20 protein-coding genes and 2 tRNA genes are annotated in these 21,413 nt (G+C 42.3%); 14 read left to right on the plus strand and 8 right to left on the minus strand.

All coding sequences use genetic code 11. The features are described 5' to 3' along the window. Nucleotides 1-8: 8 nt before the first annotated feature. From H0R92_RS11960 to H0R92_RS11970, 3 genes are all read left to right on the plus strand, one after another. Nucleotides 9-1,196, plus strand: a complete 1,188-nt coding sequence (locus H0R92_RS11960) for a 2-hydroxyacyl-CoA dehydratase family protein (protein WP_432965118.1) — start codon at nt 9-11, stop codon at nt 1,194-1,196. Between the two features lie 11 nt (nt 1,197-1,207). After that, nucleotides 1,208-2,782 (plus strand): 2-hydroxyacyl-CoA dehydratase family protein, encoded by a 1,575-nt coding sequence (locus H0R92_RS11965; RefSeq protein ID WP_432965121.1) that lies wholly within the window; start codon nt 1,208-1,210, stop codon nt 2,780-2,782. A gap of 184 nt (nt 2,783-2,966) precedes the next feature. Beyond that, nucleotides 2,967-3,482 (plus strand): flavodoxin domain-containing protein, encoded by a 516-nt coding sequence (locus H0R92_RS11970; protein WP_432965124.1) that lies wholly within the window; start codon nt 2,967-2,969, stop codon nt 3,480-3,482. Nucleotides 3,483-3,601: 119 nt separating this feature from the next. Here the strand turns inward: H0R92_RS11970 and aat are convergent, their stop codons facing one another. The 8 genes from aat to H0R92_RS12010 all read right to left on the minus strand — a co-directional run bounded on the left by aat (nt 3,602) and on the right by H0R92_RS12010 (nt 13,015). Beyond that, nucleotides 3,602-4,345, minus strand: coding sequence for a leucyl/phenylalanyl-tRNA--protein transferase (aat, locus tag H0R92_RS11975; RefSeq protein ID WP_432965127.1), 744 nt, complete (start codon nt 4,343-4,345; stop codon nt 3,602-3,604). Then, entirely contained in the window at nt 4,342-6,768 is a 2,427-nt protein-coding gene (gene clpA / locus H0R92_RS11980; RefSeq protein ID WP_432965130.1) for an ATP-dependent Clp protease ATP-binding subunit ClpA, read from the minus strand. Before clpA ends, aat begins: the two co-directional genes overlap by 4 nt. Further along, nucleotides 6,769-7,080: an ATP-dependent Clp protease adaptor ClpS gene (locus H0R92_RS11985; RefSeq protein WP_432965133.1), complete on the minus strand. Its 312-nt coding sequence runs from the start codon at nt 7,078-7,080 to the stop codon at nt 6,769-6,771. Between the two features lie 179 nt (nt 7,081-7,259). Then, nucleotides 7,260-8,132: an AraC family transcriptional regulator gene (locus H0R92_RS11990; RefSeq protein WP_432965136.1), complete on the minus strand. Its 873-nt coding sequence runs from the start codon at nt 8,130-8,132 to the stop codon at nt 7,260-7,262. Between the two features lie 40 nt (nt 8,133-8,172). After that, complete coding sequence (locus H0R92_RS11995) at nt 8,173-8,718, minus strand: NUDIX hydrolase (RefSeq protein ID WP_432965139.1); 546 nt, start codon at nt 8,716-8,718, stop codon at nt 8,173-8,175. A 73-nt stretch (nt 8,719-8,791) separates the two neighbouring features. Next, nucleotides 8,792-9,976 carry an ABC transporter substrate-binding protein gene (locus H0R92_RS12000; protein ID WP_432965142.1) on the minus strand — a complete coding sequence of 395 codons (1,185 nt, stop codon included), beginning with the start codon at nt 9,974-9,976 and terminating at the stop codon, nt 8,792-8,794. Between the two features lie 41 nt (nt 9,977-10,017). Next, nucleotides 10,018-11,136 (minus strand): ABC transporter ATP-binding protein, encoded by a 1,119-nt coding sequence (locus H0R92_RS12005; protein WP_432965145.1) that lies wholly within the window; start codon nt 11,134-11,136, stop codon nt 10,018-10,020. Between the two features lie 25 nt (nt 11,137-11,161). Further along, nucleotides 11,162-13,015 (minus strand): ABC transporter permease, encoded by a 1,854-nt coding sequence (locus H0R92_RS12010; RefSeq protein WP_432965148.1) that lies wholly within the window; start codon nt 13,013-13,015, stop codon nt 11,162-11,164. Nucleotides 13,016-13,192: 177 nt separating this feature from the next. On the opposite strand from H0R92_RS12010, the gene H0R92_RS12015 reads away from it, so the two are divergent. From H0R92_RS12015 to secE, 11 genes are all read left to right on the plus strand, one after another. Beyond that, complete coding sequence (locus H0R92_RS12015) at nt 13,193-14,026, plus strand: MurR/RpiR family transcriptional regulator (protein WP_432965151.1); 834 nt, start codon at nt 13,193-13,195, stop codon at nt 14,024-14,026. Further along, a complete protein-coding gene (locus tag H0R92_RS12020) occupies nt 14,019-14,942 on the plus strand; it encodes a carbohydrate kinase family protein (RefSeq protein ID WP_432965154.1) in 924 nt (307 codons plus the stop codon). Before H0R92_RS12015 ends, H0R92_RS12020 begins: the two co-directional genes overlap by 8 nt. A gap of 101 nt (nt 14,943-15,043) precedes the next feature. Then, nucleotides 15,044-16,081, plus strand: a complete 1,038-nt coding sequence (locus H0R92_RS12025) for an extracellular solute-binding protein (RefSeq protein WP_432965157.1) — start codon at nt 15,044-15,046, stop codon at nt 16,079-16,081. Nucleotides 16,082-16,166: 85 nt separating this feature from the next. Continuing rightward, nucleotides 16,167-17,255, plus strand: a complete 1,089-nt coding sequence (locus tag H0R92_RS12030) for an ABC transporter ATP-binding protein (RefSeq protein WP_432965160.1) — start codon at nt 16,167-16,169, stop codon at nt 17,253-17,255. 9 nt (nt 17,256-17,264) lie between these two features. Further along, the gene (locus H0R92_RS12035) at nt 17,265-18,926 is read left to right on the plus strand and encodes an ABC transporter permease (protein ID WP_432965163.1); all 1,662 of its coding nucleotides are present in this window, start codon (nt 17,265-17,267) and stop codon (nt 18,924-18,926) included. A 9-nt stretch (nt 18,927-18,935) separates the two neighbouring features. After that, nucleotides 18,936-19,742 (plus strand): transketolase, encoded by an 807-nt coding sequence (locus H0R92_RS12040; protein WP_432965165.1) that lies wholly within the window; start codon nt 18,936-18,938, stop codon nt 19,740-19,742. Nucleotides 19,743-19,744: 2 nt separating this feature from the next. Further along, a complete protein-coding gene (locus H0R92_RS12045) occupies nt 19,745-20,680 on the plus strand; it encodes a transketolase family protein (RefSeq protein ID WP_432965168.1) in 936 nt (311 codons plus the stop codon). Between the two features lie 134 nt (nt 20,681-20,814). Next, nucleotides 20,815-20,887: transfer RNA gene (locus H0R92_RS12050), tRNA-Thr, on the plus strand. 34 nt (nt 20,888-20,921) lie between these two features. Then, nucleotides 20,922-21,098 carry a 50S ribosomal protein L33 gene (gene rpmG / locus H0R92_RS12055; RefSeq protein WP_432965171.1) on the plus strand — a complete coding sequence of 59 codons (177 nt, stop codon included), beginning with the start codon at nt 20,922-20,924 and terminating at the stop codon, nt 21,096-21,098. A 32-nt stretch (nt 21,099-21,130) separates the two neighbouring features. Next, nucleotides 21,131-21,203, plus strand: a tRNA-Trp gene (locus H0R92_RS12060). Nucleotides 21,204-21,233: 30 nt separating this feature from the next. Then, on the plus strand, nt 21,234-21,410 hold the full coding sequence (secE, locus tag H0R92_RS12065; protein WP_432965174.1) for a preprotein translocase subunit SecE: 177 nt from the start codon (nt 21,234-21,236) through the stop codon (nt 21,408-21,410). Nucleotides 21,411-21,413: the final 3 nt, after the last annotated feature.

Below are 21,413 nucleotides of genomic sequence, written 5' to 3' on the forward strand. Positions count from 1 at the left end.
GACGACCGATGAAAGACTTAAAGCATTTGTTTTTTTTTGAAAATTTATTGCAGGAAGCTTATAACGAAACGGTTATGCAAGCCGTAAAAAAAGGGCGGCGCGCACTGGGTTATACCTGTTATTATATTCCCGAAGTTTTGTTGAATTTGGAAGGATGTTTTTCCGTCCGTTTGCGTGCCCCGCGCAGTGCATCTCCGGATATGGCCACATATTATGTAACCAACAGGAATTGCCCCTTTAGCCGGGCCTTTTTGGAACGGGCGATTGAAGGCGGTTATAATTTTATAAGCGCCTTTATAGGAAGCGAAACATGTGCCGCTATGGACAGAGCGCAAGAACATCTTTCTTTATTGAATCTCATTCAAACGCCCGGCTTTTTTATAAAACATCTTGACGTTCCTTTGAAAGACGATATACGCTCTATAGAGCACTATGAAAACCAATTAAAAATAAAAATCTTAAAACCTTTATCCGATGTGTTCGGCATAAAAACCGACGAAGCGGCAATACGTGAAAGCATCGACCGGCATAATGAATTGTGCCGTATTATAAGCGAAATAGGACAGCTGCGCAAAAAAAATCCTCCGGTTATCAGCGGTTATGAATTTTCGATTATTCAGCTTGTTTCTCTCGTATGCCCGCACGATGCCGTAATCGATAAGATAAAAGAAACGGCCGAAGAGCTTAAAAGCCGAAAACCCGACGAAAAAAATCCCTACAGGGTACGGGTCGTCGTTGCAGGAAGCGAAATAGACGATCCTTATTTTATTAAGCTGATAGAAGATTGCGGGGCTTTGGTTGTTGCCGACCGTTATTGTTACGGCAGCTTTCCCGGCCGTGAAACAATCGACATCGGAGAAAACGAAAGCGCGCTGAGGGCCGTTGCCCGTCATTATCTTAAAACAAGTCAATGTCCGCGTTTTATGAATCATGAAAAAGTGGACCATAGACCCGTTTATATAAAATCGCTGTTCGAAGACTTTAAAGCGGACGGGGTGATTATAGAAGCGATGAAATTTTGCGAATTTTGGGGCTATGAAAAAGCGCTTTGTTCGCATATTTTGATGAACGAAATGAATGTACCCTGTTGTACCATTGAAAAAGAATATACCATCGGTTCGTACGGGCAGCTTCGTACCCGATTCCAAGCTTTTGTCGAAAGTTTGGAATTAAAAAAACTCAATGCTGCGGTGTAAGGGGGTGCATAATGTCGTTTTTTGACCGTTTCGATCCTATTATCCAAGCAGAAAGAGGTACCGGCGGCCTTAGAAGCCGTTATCATGATAAAACCGGCATAGCATCTCACCGTGAATGGCGCGGTTTTTCAAATACGCTGTACGATTACGGCGCTTGGCTAAAAAATCTGGGCACTATGGCGGTCTTTGTTTCAAAGGCGCCGGTACGTATCGTTAAAGCTTTGTTGCGCTACCGCTGGATGGGGTCGTATTTATCCGTGTTTTGTTTTGTAGACCGCTCGTTGGAGGGCCTGCGCGGGCCGGAGCTTCGCATAGGGCATATGCACATGCACATGATAATAAAAAACGTTACCGAAAAAATGACCCTGCTTTTTAAAGCGGACGAACGTTTCGGAAAAAATACATATTCGCATCGAACGGTCGGCATTGACGAAACAATGCCCCCCGTTTTTATGGCCGGATTTCCCGGCTTATATGCAATGCCGATTCAAACCTTTCCCGAATTTTTAATTTGCAATATGGATCAGCATTTAATGCCCCACTATATCGATATTATGGAATCTTTCGGCGTTCCGGCCGACGTGTGTTCAAGGTGTGAAGCCGAAGCCGGCGTTGCCGCCGATGACGATTTTCCGATTTTCGGCAAGTGTATCATTACGTCAAATATGCCCTGTGACGGCAGTATTATGACTTCCGCATTTCAAGCGCGCCGTTTTAAAAAAGATACCTATCCTTTGATGATGCCTATGCGGCACTCGGAAAAAGAAGTACACGGGTACAGCGAAGTGCAATTGCGCGAAGCCATTGAATTTATAGAAAAACAAACGGGAGAAAAATACGATTGGCAGGCTTTTTTCAAAACGGCAAAAATCTTAAATCGTCAAAACGAAATAGAATTGGAAAAATGGGATATATTTAAAACTCCGTATTCGCCCTTGAGCGGAGAAGCCCAGTCTTTGTATCGCTTGTTTTATTGGGCGTCGAATTGCGGCTTAAGTCCCGAATTTCTAAAAGTCGACGAAAAAGTACTTAAAATTATGAATAAATGTTATAAAAATAAATATCTGCCGTTTAGGGGAAAAAGCCGGCATAGGGCTGTCATATGGTCTACTGCTGCTGTTTTTTATACCGATTATCCGACATGGCTGCAAAATTGCTGGGGCATTACGGTTATCAATAATATGGATTCGACGATGGGATATAATATGATTAATACCGAAGACCCGGATAAGGCGATTGCGGATCTTGCCTTGTTGAGCGAAAAAAGTACAATGCGCCATCATGCGGTAGGCGGTTATGAAAATGTAAGCAAATTATGGGAATATTATGAATTTTTTAACTGTGACATGGTTTTATTTTATGACCAACTTGCCTGCAAGGGAATGAACGGCGTACACGGTATTTTTGAAGAAGAAGCCCGGCGCAGAAATGTGAACCTTGTTTGGATTGAGCACGATTTACAGGATCCGAGAACGGTCAGCAGACAAAGTATGCGCGAACAAATGAATCATTATATGATGACCGTTTTGCGTGAACAGCCGCTTGATGCAACCTTGTTGGACTTTGATGATTCTATGGCATGGTAAAAGAGGAGGCCGGATAATGGCGTGGTATTGGATTGTGTTAATCGTATGTGCGGCTTTATTTTTTTTGACTGTTATAATATACTGGTTCAATTTGGATAACAAATTACTCTATTATGTCGTTCGGCCGCTGCTAAATAAGCATTATGACAATATCAAAAGAGATAGACGTATATAGGAGGCGTGTATGATAAAGGCGATTGTGTATACTTCCGCAGCCGGACATACAAAGGAGTATGCCGAACTGCTGGGGAAAAAAACGGGCGTAAAGGTTGTTGCGCTTGATGAAGCGGATTTGGAAAGCGGCTGTGAAATTATTTATATGGGCTGGCTTTTTGCCGGAAATATAAAGGGTTGTGCCAAGGCGTATAAAAAATATACGGTCCGCGCCCTATGCGCTGTCGGTATGGCCCCTCCTTCGGAAACGCTCACGGCAAATCTGAGCGCAAAAAACGTCAAAGATAAACATACGGCATTTTTTTATGTGCAGGGCGGCTTCGATTTGCAAAAACTTTCCGGCTTAAACAAGTTTATTATGAGCTTAAAGGCAAAATCAATACGTAAAAATCTTGAAGCCAAAGACTCTCTTTCGCCGGAAGAAAAATCGGTGCTGAAGATGGTGAGCGAGGGCGTATCCGTTGTGCAGGAAAGCAATCTTGCCGGTATTACGGAATGGTATCGCACAAAGGCGGAAAATATATAAGGTCGGCAGCCGTTAGGCTGCCGTCATTTTGCTTGATGTATCGGAATATCAATTCAGTGTTTTCAAAAAGGCGCCGTAAACACAAGTTGAATAATCGAATTTATACCGATTCGCAACCCTCATGCTCCGTACACTTTTTCAAGTTCGATTTCCAAAGGGGCGTTAAGATACAATGCTTCCAAACGTAAAAAGGCTGTGCGGCTGATATTTTTTCCGCCGAAACGTGCGATATGGTTCGTATATACTTGAGAATCTACAAGTTTGCCGCCGCAGCGCTTAAAGTTTTGTACAAAATGCACAAAGGCGCACTTTGATGCATCCGGCACAAGGGAGAACATCGATTCTCCGAAAAACACTTGGCCGATTAAAACGCCGTAAAAACCGCCGCACAGGATGCCGTTTTGATACGTTTCAAAAGAATGCGCCCGGCCTAAGCGGTGCAATGCAGTGTATGCGTTTATCATATCGGGCGATATCCATGTGCCGTCCTGATCGGCGCGTTTTGCCTCGGCGCAAGCGGTAATAACTTCTTTAAACTTTGTGTTCATTGTATAAGTAAAGTTTGCGGCATTTTTTTTCATCGTTCGCGCCAAACGGGAAGGAACATGAAGTTCTTCAGGTAATAAGATAAAGCGCGGATCGGGCGACCACCATAAAACCGGTTCTCCGCTGTTGTACCACGGAAAGACGCCTTGCAAATAGGCTGAAAGCAGCATGGAAGGAGATAAATCGCCGCCTATTCCTACAATGTCGAGTCCCGTATCTTCGGGTGAAGAAAATTGATACCATTGTGCATCGGGCAGGGCGGCAAAGGCTTGAAAATGCCTTGGTTCGCCGGTATTCGAAGGCGATTGTCCGCTCATTGTTCCGTCTCGCGGAGTTTTTTTCTTTTATGCTGTGCGGTATCGGAGGTTTTACGTTTTTTTCGGTACAAAAGCGCAATGTCGCCGTTTTTTACATATACGGTAACGGTTCCGCCCTGTGCCAAACGGCCGAACAGTACTTCGTCCACCAAGGGGGCTGCTATTTTTTCATCTATTATACGGCTTATATTGCGAGCTCCGAATTCTTTTGAATATCCGATTTTTGCAAGCAAAGCGGCCGCTTTGTCTTCGAGAATCAAATCGACTTTTTTTTCCGAAAGCCGTTGTGCAAGTTTGGCGCTTTCTTTTCGTACGATGTCTTCGGTTATTTCGGCATTCAAATGCGAAAAAGGTATAACTGCATCCAATCGGTTGCGGAATTCGGGACTGAATATTCTTTCAACCGCTTCTTTTACCGCGCCGGAAGCTTTGTCGCGCTCTCCGAACCCTATAAAAGCGCGGCTTATATCGGCAGCGCCCGCATTGCTGGTCATTATCAATACGGTATTGCGGAAATCGGCGGTTTTTCCCTGATTGTCGGTTAAGGAAGCATAATCCATTACTTGCAAAAGCAAGTTGTAAATGTCGCTGTGCGCTTTTTCCAGTTCATCAAGCAATACGACTGCGTGAGGATTTTTGCGCACCGCATCCGTTAACAGGCCGCCGTCTTCAAAGCCGACATAACCGGGCGGCGAACCGATAAGGCGGCTGACCGTGTGCTTTTCCTGATATTCGCTCATGTCGAAGCGTAAAAGTTTAACGCCCATCGTATCCGCAATGCAGCGCGCCAATTCCGTTTTTCCGACGCCGGTGGGACCTGCAAATAAAAAACAGCCGGCCGGTTTTTCCGGATTGCGGAAGCCTGCGCGCGATCTTTTTACTGCTTGGGCAACCGCTTCAACGGCCGCATCCTGGCCGAAAATATGTTTTTTTAAGTCGGCGGCAAGGCTGCGTAATTTTTCTTTTTCATCGGTATTGATATTACGTTCGGGAATGCGCGCAATCCGTGCGAGGGTTTTTTCTATTAAAGCGGTGTCTACGCAAAGAGCCGTATGTTCTTGCTTTTGTGCGGCACCATCCGCGTGTTCATTTTTTTTACAAGGAACGTGCGTGTCCGTTTGCGTGCGCATTTTTTCGTGATTTTCTTTTGCGTGCAGTTTAAGCCAAGCGCCCGCTTCGTCGATAACGTCTATCGCTTTGTCGGGCAGGCGGCGTTCGCTTATGTGAACTGCGGATAAATCGACGGCCGCTTCCAAGGCGTCGTCCGTATACCGCACGCTGTGATAAGTTTCGTATTTTTCGCGTAAGCCTTTTAAAATATCCACCGCCTCGTCGCGCGACGGCTCGACGATATCGATTTTTTGAAAACGGCGTGCAAGGGCGCGGTCTTTTTCGAATAAACGCGTATATTCTTCAAAGGTGGTCGAGCCTATACAGCGTATTTTACCGGAGGCTAAAATCGGCTTTAAGAGATTTGATGCGTCCAAATTGCCGCCGGAAACCGAACCCGCTCCGATAATCGTATGGATTTCGTCTATAAATAAAATCGCTTTTTCTTTTTTTAAAAGCTCGTCGGTTAATCGCTTTATACGTTCTTCAAAATCGCCGCGGTACTTTGTGCCCGCAACCAGGGCGCCCATATCCAAGGCGAATACTTCAAAATTCCGCAATAGGGGAGGAACTTCACCCTTTGCAATTTTTACCGCCAAACCCTCGGTTATCGCGGTTTTTCCGACCCCCGCATCTCCTACATGAATGGGGTTGTTTTTTACAAGCCGGCACAGGATTTGCATTGTCCGCTCAAGTTCTTTATCGCGTCCTATAAGATTGTCAAGCAAACCCTTTGAAGCTTCTTCGGTTAAATTGCGCGTATAGCGCTCCAAAGTGCTTTTTTTGCGGGAATTTTCTTCGGTTTTGTCGTGCGGAGCGTTTGTTTGCGGAGTATTTGCCGGTGCGCTTTGTGCCTGTGTAAGCCGGATAAAGCTTTGAGGTTCGGAATCCGAAAGCTGTAAATAACCGATGGTTTCCAAAAGGGCAAGGCGCGATAAGCCGGCTTTTCTTAAATAAAAGGAGCAGTGGTTTTTTTGCTCGTCGAAAATACTGACCAACACATCGGAAAGCTCCACCGTTGCTTTATCCGCCGAAGCGCATTGTTCTACGGCGCGGCCCATAACGGATTTATAACCGATTGTTTCTATGGGTTCCGCTCCCGTTCCGACCGGAATTCTTTCGGCAAAGTAGTCTTCAAGCTCACGGTATATAATACCCGGATCCGTTCCGCACAAAAGCAATACATTGATAATATACTCGTCATCGAGCGCCGCATATAACAGATGTTCCGGCGTCAGAAATTCGTGCTTTGCTTTTTTTGCAACTGCAAAAGCGCGGTGCAATGCGGTTTGCAGTTTTGGTCCTACTTTCAACTATGCTTTCTCCATAATGCATTGAAGCGGAAATCCGTTTTTCCGTGCCGTTTGTATGGTCAAGGTGGTACGGGTAACCGCAATGTCATACACATACACACCCACAACAGCCGAACCCTTCGTATGTACCTTTTCCATAAGGTTTACGGCGTCGGTTTCGGTTTTATGAAATACGCGGATAAGTACTTCGGTAACAAAATCTTTGGTCGTATAATCGTCATTTAATAAAATAACCCGATATTCCGGCGGTTCGGCAAAATCCGCTTTTTCCGTTATCGATACGCTGCTTGCATTGTCCAAATCCGTATTCATTCTTTCCGCCCATACTCATATTATAACACAATTTGTGCCGTTTTTCAGTAAAAAATTATAAATTAATAAAAAATATTTCTATAAAAAGAAAGGTATTTTTATTAAGGTGTTAAAAATAAGGTACTAAAAAAATATCAAAAAAGCAAGGTAAAAAAACTGTGAAAAATAATAGGAAGTTATCACCTTGCATTTTTGTCTAAAATATTAAAAAAATCTCCGCCCGGAGAAATAGGATTTTTTCGATATTCACGCGGGCTTTTTGACATCGTACTCTTGAAAATTCTTGCAAAATACATCGGATCGATAATACCGACCCTGTATGAAATTTCTTTTATCGGCAAATCCGTCGATGTTAAAAGAATGCATGCCGTTCTTATTCTATATTCGGTAAGATAGCGGGATGGAGAGGCGGAACAATTCGATATAAAGGCACGGTATAAACCGCTTCTGCTTATTCCCACTCTATCGGCTATTTCTGCAATGGTCAGCGGGTGCATATATTCTTTTTCAATCATTGTACAGGCTTTTTTAAACTGGATAATATCCGATGAAGATGCGGGAAAATTCTTATGGGCTTGTTCAATCATATATGAAAGCAAGGTATATAGCTTTGCCGTCATCATAATAATTTTATGACTTTGATTTCCTCTGCTTTTATATATATCGATTATCATATTTTTTATTGTTGTGTCCGAAAATGATACGACCGGTTTTTCTATTGAAAAGCCGGCTGCGGAAACCAATAATTGTGCGTCCGCTCCGTTAAAACCGACCCAGCAATATTCCCACGGAGTATTAAAGTCTGCCCGATAGTCAATTTTCGTTCCGGGAAAAATTAAAAAAGCTTGCCCCTGCAACACGGGAAAGGTTTTTTTTTCAATAAAATATGTACCGCAGCCGTCTATTATGTAATGGAGCAAATAAAAGGGTCTTACTTCAAAGCCGCGGTGAAAGCCGCTGTCACAACGCTGTTGTCCCGACCGATATACCGTAAGAGAACTCATACCGCTGAAAAGATTTTTAAATGAATTTTTATAACTTTTACGGGTCATGAGTTTTACTGTTCTCCTTATTAAGATTATAACATAAATTCTAGATGAACCCTCTTATTTTGGCAAGTGAAAAAGCGCAAATTGTTTTACAATCTGTAATATCGCCGCTGCATATATCTTTTTCAAGTTTTTCACAGTCAATCCAATCGACTTCGATGAATTCGTCTTCGTCAAGTTCTTGGCGGCTCATATGAAGATTTGCGGCAAAATAAAGATGGAGTATTTCCGTCATTATTCCCGGCGAAGGATAAATGGCGCCTAAATACTCAAAAACGGAAGCTTCCAATCCGGTTTCTTCTTTTAGCTCTCTTTTGGCTGTTTCTAAGGGTTGTTCTCCCGGAATTTTATCCATTTTTCCGGCGGGAATCTCAACCGTAACCTTGTCTATAGCATATCGATACTGTTTTACAACTGCAATCCGTTTATCTTCGGAAAGCGCCAAAATTGCAACCCCGCCCGGATGTATAAGCACTTCCCGCTTTGTTTTATTTCCGTCTGGTAAAACAACGGTATCGACCCTAAATGCATAGGATTTGCTTTTATAAAGTGTTTTTCCGATTGTTTTTTTTTGTTCCGTTAATTGCATCACGCGGCTCCAAAAACCGCAGCCTTACCGGCATGATAAAGCTGCGGCGATTTAATAAGTTTAACTGTGAATGTTACGGCTGAACCGAAACCCAATAATCGGATACGTCCAAATAGTTTGCGTAATAAAAATCCAAATCAAGCGGAAATTTGGGTATGCTGTCATAATCGGGGGTGTTCGGCGTTGTATTGATTGCGCTCGGGAAAACGGGGTATGACCCGGCCGTTAAAAAGGGTTTTAAGCCTTTTCCCTTATGTCCGGCTTCTCCACACAGATACCGGATAAAAAGCTTTGCGGCATTCGGATGTTCGCAGCGATCGGCAACTTGTGCAATCATAAAACTGACTGCCGTTGTGGGAGTTCCGAATTTGCGAGGATTTACCCCGATACTGAATCCCTGTATATCCCGTTCTCTCAGTTTTGAAGATACGCCGTATCCTATGGGAGCTTCTTTCATGTTTTTTGCTCCGCCGACATTTTTGACGATATTACTGTTCGAGGTTTCAAGTATGGGCTTGTTTTTTGCAATCCGCTTTATCCATGCATAACCTGCATTCGGTTCATCGGCGGCCAAGTTTATCGGTTTGCCGAATACTTTTTCATATTCTTTAGCCATCATATCCGCATGCTGCACCATACAGCAAAATAAAACGGGAAGATCCGGTTCTCCGCTGGGATCCAATAAGATAAATTTCCCCTTCCATTCGGGTTTTGTAAGATCCCACCATGAAGATATCGGTAAATCCGTATAAATATCCGTATTGTAATTCCACCAATCCAATTCAATTACAAAGGGTGTAACCGATAAATATTCTTTTTTTACTCCGGTGAATATGTCGCGCGGCTGATAATTATGTAAAAGACCTTTTTTAATGTAGTCGTTACTTATGCTGCCGGTTTGTTCTTTTAATTGTAATACATCCGCCGTTCTGATACCGGCTTCATATTCGCGTGAGAATTTTTCAAGCATTTCATTTATTCCCAAATCGTAAAAATTAACCTTTACTCCCGGATATTCGGCTTCAAAATCTTTTTTTACTTTTTCGAGCCGCCCCGTACAGCCGTATAAATTGACGCACCCTTCCTGTTTTGCCTTTTCATATAACTCGGCAACGGTTTCGGTTTTGTTGAGGCCTGCTTCCTCCGCCCATTTGAGGGATTCTTGCAAATTCGATTTTTGCTGTTCTTGTTTGCCGCCTGCAAACGTCATTGCACAGACAACGAGCAGTACAAAGACTGCTAAATTTTTGTTTTTCATATATTCCTCCTTAAAAATATCGGTTTTGAACCGAAAATACCCTAATCAAGCATTGCTTTTTTTATAAGTTTTCCCGTTTGCTTTAAAAATACATTTGTTTTATGCGGATCAAATGAAATATATACTTCTTGATCCATTTTATATGTTTGTATACCCAAATCTTTTACTAAAAGAGCGGTATTGCCGACTTTTAAATTAATAATCGTTTCGGAGCCGGCCGGTTGTACACTGTATACGTATGCTTTTATTCCGTTTTTTTCTTTAGTAATGCAAATTTTTTCAGGCCGTATGCCTATTGTACAATCAAATTGTTTGTCGTCGGGAACCTCTTGGGTGAGAAGTTCGGGTAATGCGGTAAAGGTGCCCAGTTCGGAGCGAATTTCGATATGACCGTCTTTTCGTTCCGCACTTGCATCGATAAAGTTGATTTTCGGATTACCTATAAAGTCGGCGACTCTCAATGATGCGGGGTTTTGATATATTTCCATCGGAGCGGCAACTTGTTCCAATTCTCCGTGAAAAAAAATCGCGATCTTTGAAGACATTGTCAGCGCTTCTACTTGATCGTGTGTAACATACAGAATAGTCGTTCCCATTTCATGGTGTAAACGCTTTATTTCGGAGCGCATATCTATGCGAAGTTTTGCATCGAGGTTTGATAAGGGTTCGTCCAATAACAATACCTTCGGTGTCGATACAATTGCGCGTGCAATTGCGACACGCTGTTGTTGTCCGCCGGACAATTCACCGGGGTAACGCGATGCAAATTCGGAGATCCGCATACGTTCAAGCGCATTCGTTACTTTTTCTTTTATCTGTTGTTTCGGCACTTTTTTTACAACAAGCCCGAACGCAACATTATCAAAAACGGTCATATGCGGCCATAAAGCGTAAGATTGAAAAACCAAATCCATATTGCGCTTACCCGGCTCTTCAAAATATTGTTCGGCAGCATTGACGATTTCTTTTGTGTCGAGCGATATGGAACCGCTTTGGGGTTTTTCCAATCCGGCAACGACCCGCAGCGTTGTGGTTTTGCCGCAGCCTGAAGGCCCTAAAAGGGTCATAAACTCTCCGTCTTCTACGACAAGATTAATATCTTTGAGAACGTGATTGTTTCCGTAATATTTATTGATATTATGCAATTCTATTTTACTCATGTTATTTCTCCTGTTAAAACGCTTATTAAAAACCGGCGCTTATATCCGCTTTAAAGAATTTGTTTGCAATCCAATAAACGGCATACACAATTAAAAACATCAGTACGGCGGATGCGTTTGCATGCTGCTCCATACCGCCGGACATGTAATAATAAGTTAAATAAGGAAGAGTTTGTGTTTTCGGCGATACTAAAAGAACTATTAAATCCAATTCTTTCATAATTGCCATAAAAACAAGTAAAAAGCCGCTTATAAATCCGCTTTTTGACAAGGGAAAAACGATTTTTCGTAAGCGCATACCGAATCCTGCTCCTGCTATTTTCCCGGCTTCTTCAAGCTCTATGCTTAATTGTATCATATTAGCCGCTCCTGCCCTGCTGGAAAAAGGAAGGTTTTTGATTGTTGTAACCAAAACAAGCAGTCCGAATGTTCCGTACAGTACGGGAAACAGTACTATTTTATGGCCGAATATAAATACGGCTCTTTCGACGGAAAACATGGAAAGATACATCGCTCCGAAAGCTATGGAAGGAATAAGATAGGGGATAAAAGCCAATTGTTCGACAAGTCTGCCGGATTTGAGTTTACGGCCGCGGGAAATAATATAGCCGATAAGCTGACCCAAACATGTAGCCGCCAAAGAAGCTACTATAACAAGTTTAAGAGAATTCCATAAGACAGCGTAAAATGCGGGATTCTTTAAAATACCCGGCGTTCCGTAGTAAATCTGCGGATTGCCTTTTCCAAACCAGTAGTGCAAGGTTAAATTATGCAAACTGTAATCTCCGAGTTTTAAAGTCAAACTTTGTAATACAAGAATACCCACCGGTAAAAGCACACCTGCGGCAAGAAAAATGAAGAAAAAAATCATTATAGGTATTTTTGAATGATTTAAAGGAATAAGATTGCTTTTACCGCCCTTACCGCCTATTGTAGCATACGATTTTCGTTTACCGATTATTAATTGATTGATATATATAACAATAGCGGCAATATCGATGAGTATGAGAGAAATAACATACGCCGTTGCCGTTTGCTGCTGTTTTATTGCCGTATAGAGCATGGTTGATATCGTATAATAGCCCACTTTTAAACCCAGATAAGCGGGAACTCCGAAGGTTCCCATTGCCTTTGAAAAAATGAGAATAAAAGATGAAAGCAGTGCCGGCATTACAAGGGGAAATGTTATTTTTCGTAAAATCAACAGTTTCGAAGCACCCAGCATTTCTCCTTGTTCTTCGAGTTCGGAATTGATTGACCGCAATGCTGCCGAAACGAGCAAATATGCGTATGCATAATAATGAACGGTTAAAACACAAATAATGGCAATGGGACCGTATGCAAGCCAATCGGGCGGGACAATACCTAAAAATGAAAGAAAGCCGAGACTGCCGCCTATTCTGGATGTTTTAAAAACGGCTATCCATGCCATAGATTTACACCATGAAGGAATCATATAAGGAATGATAACGACAAGAGAAAAAAATCTTTTGCAGGGAATGTCGCTTCGTATTAACAGCCATGCTATAGAACCTCCTATTGCAATACTGAAAAAAGATACCGCAATTGCTATGCATAATGAGTGCAACAGGGGTTTGTATAACATATTTTGTGAAATAGTGCTGGCTAAAACCCTTTTCCAATAATAAAAAGTCCAGTCCCCGGCGGATACACCTTTTATACGCGATACATCTTTTGCGGCGACTTGCAATGTCGTTATAATCATTTCCGTTAGGGGAATGACGACAAGGAGCACCAAAATGACGACCGAAAAAAATACAAGAATGTTATACGGATTTGTCAGTGTATTAATGATTGTATTTTTTATTTTTTTCGACAATGAAAAAGATTCGGTCATATCTTTTTTTACGTTTTCCATAAGATTGTTTCCTGCTAAATAATAGACTAGTCCCAAGTTGCCGAGAAAAACAGCCGGATTTGTTGCAAAAACATGGATTTTTGTTGCACGGTTTCATTTGACATTTTTTTTTCAATTTTGTTGACAGATTTTGAAAGTGCTGTTATCCTAATTATATTATCGCATAGGGATATTTGTTTGAAAGATGTTACTATTTCAAAAACTCCGTTATGGGAAATACACATTCGCAGCTCTTTGAATAAGCTTAGCTCATCCGAAACGAAGGTTGCACAATATGTTTTAAATATGCCGAAAGCCGTTTTAAACAAAAATATACGGGAATTGGCGGAAGCGGCGCGTGTCAGCGAAGCGACGGTTGTGCGTTTTTTTCATCGTGTGGGATATACGGGGTTAAAGAAATTTAAAGCCGCTTTAACACAAGAATATATTTTAAACACCGGCAGGATTCCCGATTTACGCAAATTGGATGAGTCGGATACGATTGAAAATATTAAAAATAAAGTTTTTTACGGCTGTATAGACGCATTAAGCGATACTATGGATGTGCTTGATATAAAACAGTTGTCGCAAGCCGTCGATGCATTGACGGCAGCCCCCTATGTAGAAGTTTTCGGTATGGGAGGAGCTGCAGCTGTTGCCCGCAGTGCTTTGCACAGTTTTCGTAAACTCGGCATACGCATAAACATGACAACCTCATTTAATTTCGAATATTTGCAAATGGCGCATTTTAATAAAGGAGATGTCGTTTTGGCAATTTCCCGTTCGGGCGAAACAAAGGATATTGTAGAAACCGTCCGGATTGCCAAGCAAAAAGGGGCCGTTATAATCAGCATCAGCAATATACAAGAGTCCGCATTGTCAAAGTTATCGGATTATTGTCTTGTGTCTACAAGCGGAACTTATATGCTGCAAGGAGATTCGACCTATGAACGGATTGCTCAATTTGCGGTTCTTCATGCATTGTATGCCGGGGTTGCCATGAGAAAAAAAAAGGATGTGTCGGATGAATGATTTTCCGTCGATTGTCGGCGTGGGACATAATTGTATCGACTATTTGTGCACAGTGGAATGTTACCCGCCTGAGGACGGTTCTACTCATATTACAGCCATTGATGTACAGGGAGGGGGTGCTGCAGCTACCGCAATGGTTGCCGCCTCCCGTTTAGGGTATTCTTCCGCTTTGGCGGGAAAACTTGCAGACGATTCGGCAGGAATAAAAATAATGCGGTTTTTACAAGATGACGGGGTTAATACCGACTATATTTCTTTAGAATCCGGCGGCCGCAGTTCCGTGTCTTATGTAATGGTTAATCCTCAAAACGGAACACGGACTAAATTTCCGTATCCCGATAATTTATCTGCAATTGAATGGAATCAACGATTAAAAGACCTTATTTGCAAAGCAAAAATTGTACACTTGGACGGAACTCGTTATGAAAATGCCCTTGCAGCTGCGGAAATTGCAAAAAAAGCGGGGGTTTCGGTTTCTCTTGACGGTTGTTCTATGCAAGCCGACAATGAAAAAAATAAAATACTGGCCGGTATGACTGATATTCTTATAATGAATGCGAAATATCCTACACGGGTATCCGGGATAAAAGATTATAAGGCCGCATTATTGGAAATCGCTCAATGGGGGCCGAAAATAGTAATCGGAACACAGGGAGGCGAGGGCTGCTTTGCCGTGATAGACGGAAAAGTTGTTCATTTTCCGGCATACCGAGTACCGGTTGTCGATACCACAGGAGCGGGCGATGTTTTTCACGGAGCCTTTTTGGTAGGTTTTTTGGAGGGGATGGATTTACATACCAATATTCGATTTGCTTCGGCAGTTGCGGCGCTTAAATGTACAAAAATCGGCGGCCGATCGGGGATTCCCGGCTATGAAAAAGGGTATTCTTTTATGAACGAAGGTAAGCAGTATTAGATATGCTTTTTGCAGCGTATCGGATGACATTGTTGTTGTCTGCCTAAGGCAGTAAACATAAAAACAACATCATATTATTTTTTTCAAGGAGGAGAATAACAATGAAAAAAATGATGGCGGTACTATCGGTTGTGCTTATGATAGTATTTTTGGGAGGCTGTAAAAAACAAAGCGGTACGGCTAAGGGCGGCAGTAAAGCTGCCGGCGTATTAAATGTTTATACGACCGTAAGTGATTTGCAGTACAATGCCATTATGGGCGCTTTCCAAAATAAATATCCGGACATTAAAATCAATTATACCCAAGCCGGAGCGGGCGAGTGCAAAACACGTATTCAAGCGGAAGCGGGAAATCCGCAAGCGGATGTTATGTTCGGCGGGTTGGTCTATGCGGATACCCTGACTTACGGCAGTTACTTTGAAAACTATGTTTGCGCAAACGATAAACTTATGCCCAATGAGTTTAAAAACACAACCGGAGTTTTAACGTATCACGATACGCAAATTCCCTGTTTATGGGTTAACGATGCTTTAGAAAAAGAAAAAGGGATTGTTATAAAAGGTTATACGGATCTTCTCGATCCTCGCTTAAAAGGCATTATTGCATCGGCGGATCCTACAGGCAGCTCAAGTGCGTGGAATCAATTACAATGTATTTTGACCGATTTCGGCGGTTGGGATAACGATAAGGCATGGGAATATGTAGATCGGTTGTTGAATAATCTTGTAATTACAAGCGGTTCTTCGGCTGTGTATAAGGGAGTTTACAACGGCGAGTATGCGGTAGGTCTTACCTATGAACCTGCATGCGTACAAATGCTGTCCGAAGGCGCACAGGGAGTTCATATCGTTTATCCCAGTGAAGGTGTTACTTCAATTGCGTTCGGTTCCGCAATTATCAAAGGATGCGCGAACATGGATAATGCAAAATTGTTTATGGATTTTCTTCAAAGCGATGAATGTCAAGCAATATATTTGGAATCCGGAGCGCGGCCTGCCACAGCTTCCAAATTATCCGTAAAAAACGAATATATTGTCGATTTGTCCGCCATCAATTATTTGGAGGCCGACACCATGGCTTTGGCAAATAATCAAAAAGCTATTTTTTCGCGTTGGAACAACCTTAGAATAAAGCACTGATTTTCAGCCTATAGCGGCATACTGTATTACTATTACATGAGCAAGAGGAGCGTTTTGCTCCTCTTGCAAAGTACAAGGATTATATATGAATGTTGGAATTAAAATTTCTCATGCACTTAAAAAATATGAAGAGAATGTTGTTATTCCCGATCTTTCGCTTGAAATATATCCGGGTGAATTTTTTACGTTACTGGGTCCTTCCGGCTGCGGAAAAACGACACTGCTTCGTATGATTGCCGGCTTTAATTCGATTGAAGGAGGCGATTTTTATTTCGGCGACCGAAGGATAAATGATCTTGATCCGGCCAAACGAAACATAGGTATGGTTTTCCAAAATTACGCCATTTTTCCGCATTTAACGGTATATAAAAACGTAGCCTTCGGTTTGCAAAACAAGCACTTACCGAAAGAGCACATTAAACGGCAAACGCAAAAATTTTTGAAATTGATGAAAATAGATCAATATCAGGATCGCTTGCCCCAGCGTTTGTCCGGCGGACAACAGCAGCGTGTCGCTTTGGCCAGGGCACTTGCGATTGAGCCGGAAGTTTTGTTAATGGACGAACCTTTAAGTAATTTGGATGCCAAACTGCGTGTTGAAATGCGGGAAGTAATTAAAGAAATACAGCATGAGCTGGGTATTACAACGGTTTATGTAACGCATGATCAGGAAGAAGCAATGGCCGTTTCCGATCGTATTGCGGTTATGAATATGGGAGAAATTCAACAAATCGGTTCTCCTAAAGCCCTGTATCAGCGTCCGAAAAATTTATTTGTTTCTACGTTTATCGGCCGTACCAACATTCTTAATGCGAAGATTATCGATGCGGCGGGTTTTCTGGGGTTGGAGTTTGAAGACGGAGTTCGTTTCCCCATGGCGAATCTTGCCGATGTAAAAGACGGACAGGATGTAGTTGTTTCCGTTCGTCCCGAAGAATTTATTGTGCTTGAAGGCCGGGACGATTCGGGTTTGCCGGCTTCTATAGCATATAGTACTTTTTTGGGATTGAATACACATTATTTTGCGGATTTGGCAAACGGTAGACGCATAGAAATCATTCAAGAGTCGACAATTAACGAAATTTTGGAAAAAGGAACGCCGATTCATTTGGGAATAAAAACGGAAAAGATAAATGTATTTACGGCTGACGGTTTGTGTACTGTTGTAAAATAAAAGGGGAGTATGATGGTAAAAACAAAAAAACCTGACCTATGGGTTGTCGTCAGCTTGTGTATTCTTGCACTGTATGTAGTATTTATGCTCTATCCTGTTTTAAGGGTTACTACTCAATCGGTCCGTGATAATACGACCGGTACGTTTACGCTGCGATATTTTAAACAATTTTTCAGCGATCCGTACTATTTTATCACATTATTCAACAGTTTTAAAATTTCGCTTTGTGTTACGGCCGTTTGTTTGGTTGTCGGCGTACCCTTGGCTTACTTATACAATATATATGAGATAAAAGGGCGGCACGTGCTGCAAATTTTAATTGTTTTAAGCTCTATGTCCGCTCCGTTTATCGGCGCGTATTCATGGGTGCTTTTATTGGGGCGTTCCGGACTTATTACAAAATTTATAAAATCCGCATTTAATATCGTCCCGCCCAATATTTACGGTTTTAAAGGTATTTTGTTGGTGTTATCCACCAGACTCTTTTCTTTGGTGTTTTTATATGTTTCCGGTGCTTTAAAAAATATGGATAATTCTTTACTTGAAGCTTCCGCAAATATGGGACGTACCGGCTGGCGGCGCTTTGTTTCTGTCGTACTGCCTCTTTGTATGCCGTCGATACTTGCGGCGGCTTTAATGGTGTTTATGCGTTCGCTTGCCGATTTCGGAACCCCCTTGCTTATAGGAGAAGGATACCGCACTTTCCCCGTTGAAATTTATAATCAATATGTCGGTGAAACCAGTATTAATCACAGTTTTGCGGCAGCAATAAGCGTCATTGCAATTCTTATTACCCTTGTTGTGTTTTTATTTCAAAAATATTTATCAAATAAAATGAGTTATTCTATGAGCGCAATGCACCGTATCGAACGCAAAAAGCCCTCTTTATTAGCCGGCATTTTGATTCACATGTATGCATACGGCTTGGTAACGATATCTCTTATACCGCAAGTGTATTTGGTGTATTTGTCTTTTCGAAATACAACAAAAACGGGAAATATGTTTAAGCCGGGTTATTCTTTTATGAATTATCAGCAAGTGTTTGACACTATGGGAAATGCCGTTTGGAATACCGTAAAAATATGCGGCGGAGCACTTGTTATTGTTGTTGTGCTTGCCGTGTTAATTTCTTATTTGGTTGTGCGAAGATATAATGTTATCAATAATATTATCGATATGCTTTCAATGGTGCCCTATATTATTCCCGGTTCCGTAGTCGGTATAGCAATGGTTATGGCATTTAACAGCGGCCCCCTTGTTTTAACGGGAACGGCTATGATTATGATGATTGCCATGTCTGTGCGCCGTATTCCGTATACAATCCGCAGCTCGGTAGCGGTGCTGGGACAAATACCTCTTTCCGTAGAAGAAGCTGCCGTCAGTTTGGGCGCCGGTAAAACCAAAACCTTGGTACGTATTACCGTGCCCATGATGTTCAGCGGTATTCTTTCCGGTGCCATTATGAGTTGGGTTACTTTAATTACCGAATTATCCTCATCTATTATTTTATATTCTTCCAAAACCATAACCCTTAATTTGGGTGTGTATGTAATGGTATCGCGCGGTACGGACGGTAAAGCATGTGCCATTTCTTCCATATTAATGCTGTTTACAATACTTTCTTTGATTTTATTTATGAAAGTATCTAAAAACGGAGATATATCTGTGTAAGGAGGAATTATGGACACAGAATATTTAAAAGAAAAAGCTCGGCAAATTCGATGCGATTCTCTTCGGATGATAAGTCAAGCAGGTTCAGGACATCCCGGCGGTTCTCTTTCCGCCGCGGATATTATGGTTGCATTATATTATTCCAAAATGAAACTTTCGGACAATCCGCAAGACGAATCCCGCGATCGGTTTGTTTTAAGCAAAGGACATGCGAATCCGCCCTATTATGCAATTTTAGCGGACAAAGGATATTTTCCCAAAACGGAATTACAAAAATTGCGGAGACTGCATAGCATTCTGCAAGGACATCCCGATTGCAATAAGTGTCCCGGAGTCGATTGCAGCACCGGTTCTTTGGGACAGGGAATATCCGTTGCCGTCGGTATGGCTTTAGGTTTTCGGTTGGCAAAAAAAGCGAACCGAGTGTATGTTTTGACGGGGGACGGAGAATTGCAGGAAGGTCTTGCGTGGGAAGCTTTTATGGCCGCTTCGCATTATCGTTTGGATAATTTAACCGTTTTGGTTGACAATAATCGTTTGCAATTGGACGGACCCGTTACGGACATTTTATCATTGGGAGATCTAAAGGCAAAATTCGGCGCTTTCGGCTTTTCGGTTCGGGAAGTAAACGGTCATTGTTATGACGAGTTGTTAGCGGCATTGGATACGCATGAAAAAGATAAACCGCTTTGTATTATATGTAATACGGTAAAAGGAAAAGGGGTTTCCTTTATGGAAAATAAACTTGAATGGCATGGAAAAGCTCTTTCCGCCGAACAATTGGAGCAAGCTTTGAACGAGCTTGAAAGGAAATAAAAATGAATGAAAAAAAAGCAACTCGGCAAGGATATGGGGACGGTTTGGTAGAACTCGGTAAAAAATATTCGGATGTAATCGTTTTGGATGCGGATTTGGGAAATGCTACCGGTACGTTGACTTTTCGTAACGCTTTTCCCGAACGCTATATAGAAGCCGGCATAGCCGAACAAAACTTAATAGGTATGGCTGCAGGTTTTTCAAAGGTCGGATATGTGCCTTTTGCATCTTCTTTTGCAATGTTTACGGCAGGACGGGCTTTTGAAATCATCCGCAATGCCGTCGCGTATAGTAAGGCAAATGTAAAAATTATCGGCAGCCATTCCGGTATTACCCCCGCCGGTGACGGCGGAACGCATCAATGTATCGAGGATATTGCACTGATGCGCGCGATTCCGGAGATGACCGTATTAAGCCCCTGTGATTATAATCAAACAAAGCTCTTAGTCGAAGCGGCGTATCACTTTCAGGGACCTGTTTATATGCGGACATCCCGTGAGCCTATGCCCATAGTTACCGCCGCCGATGCCGCCGTTAAAATCGGTAAAGCGCAAAAACTGCGTGACGGAAACGACATATGTATTGTTGCAACGGGTATTATGACCCCGATGGCGGTTGAAGCTGCGGAAAAACTTGAAAAGGACGGTATTCACGCGACCGTTTTGAATATTCATACGATAAAACCCTTGGATACGGATGCAATTTTTGACAGTGTAGCGGCTTGCGACGGCCGTGTGCTTATCTGTGAAGAAGCAAATCAATACGGCGGACTCGGAGAAGCGGTAGCTTATAAACTTTTCGGTAAAACGGATGTGAAAATGGCGCATGTGGCTGTAAACGACCGATTCGGCCAATCGGGCTTAACCGCCGAATTATTGGACGATTACGGTATTACGGTTTGCAATATATTAAATCATGCAAAGTCGCTTTTGAATTGATCTTATTAATTGATTTTATCAATTTTTTTATTTGTTTTTCTCTCGCCATTATTGACAAAAGAATATAACTTCTATATACTTGCAGGACATCTCGTTTCGGCATATGTGCCATAGACGGGATAGTCGTGCAAAATGCCTCTGTAGCTCAGTCGGCAGAGCGCAACCATGGTAAGGTTGAGGTCAGCGGTTCGATCCCGCTCGGAGGCTTATCCCTTTGGGAGTCATGAAGGAGAAAAGGTAAATGGCAAAAAAAGCAAAAACAGCGGTTGAAATCATTGCGTTACAATGTTCGGAGTGTAAGCGCAAAAATTATACTACTTATAAAAACCGTAAAAATATTCAGGGAAAGCTTGAAAAAAGCAAATATTGTCCTTTTTGCCGCAAGCACATTGTTCATAAAGAAACAAAAGCCAAATAATGACTCTGCGGGGCGGCCGGTGGCCGTGTTTTAGGTCAGTAGCTCTAATGGTAGAGCGTCGGTCTCCAAAACCGAATGTTGAGGGTTCGAGTCCTTCCTGGCCTGTATCTTAATAAATAGCGGGGACTGGTGTGTATGAAAATCGTCCAGTTTTTTAAAGAATCTGTTGCCGAGTTGAAAAAGGTTGTGTGGCCTGCACGCGATGATGTTTTTTCGTCGGTAAAAGTCGTATTGATTTCCACTGTGATTGTTGCCGTTTTGTTAGGCGCACTTGATATGCTTTTCACAGCGGGTTTCAATTTTATGTTTTAGGTA

Origin of the sequence: Treponema sp. OMZ 840, from assembly GCF_050937815.1 — a bacterium.
Lineage (GTDB): Bacteria > Spirochaetota > Spirochaetia > Treponematales > Treponemataceae > Treponema_C.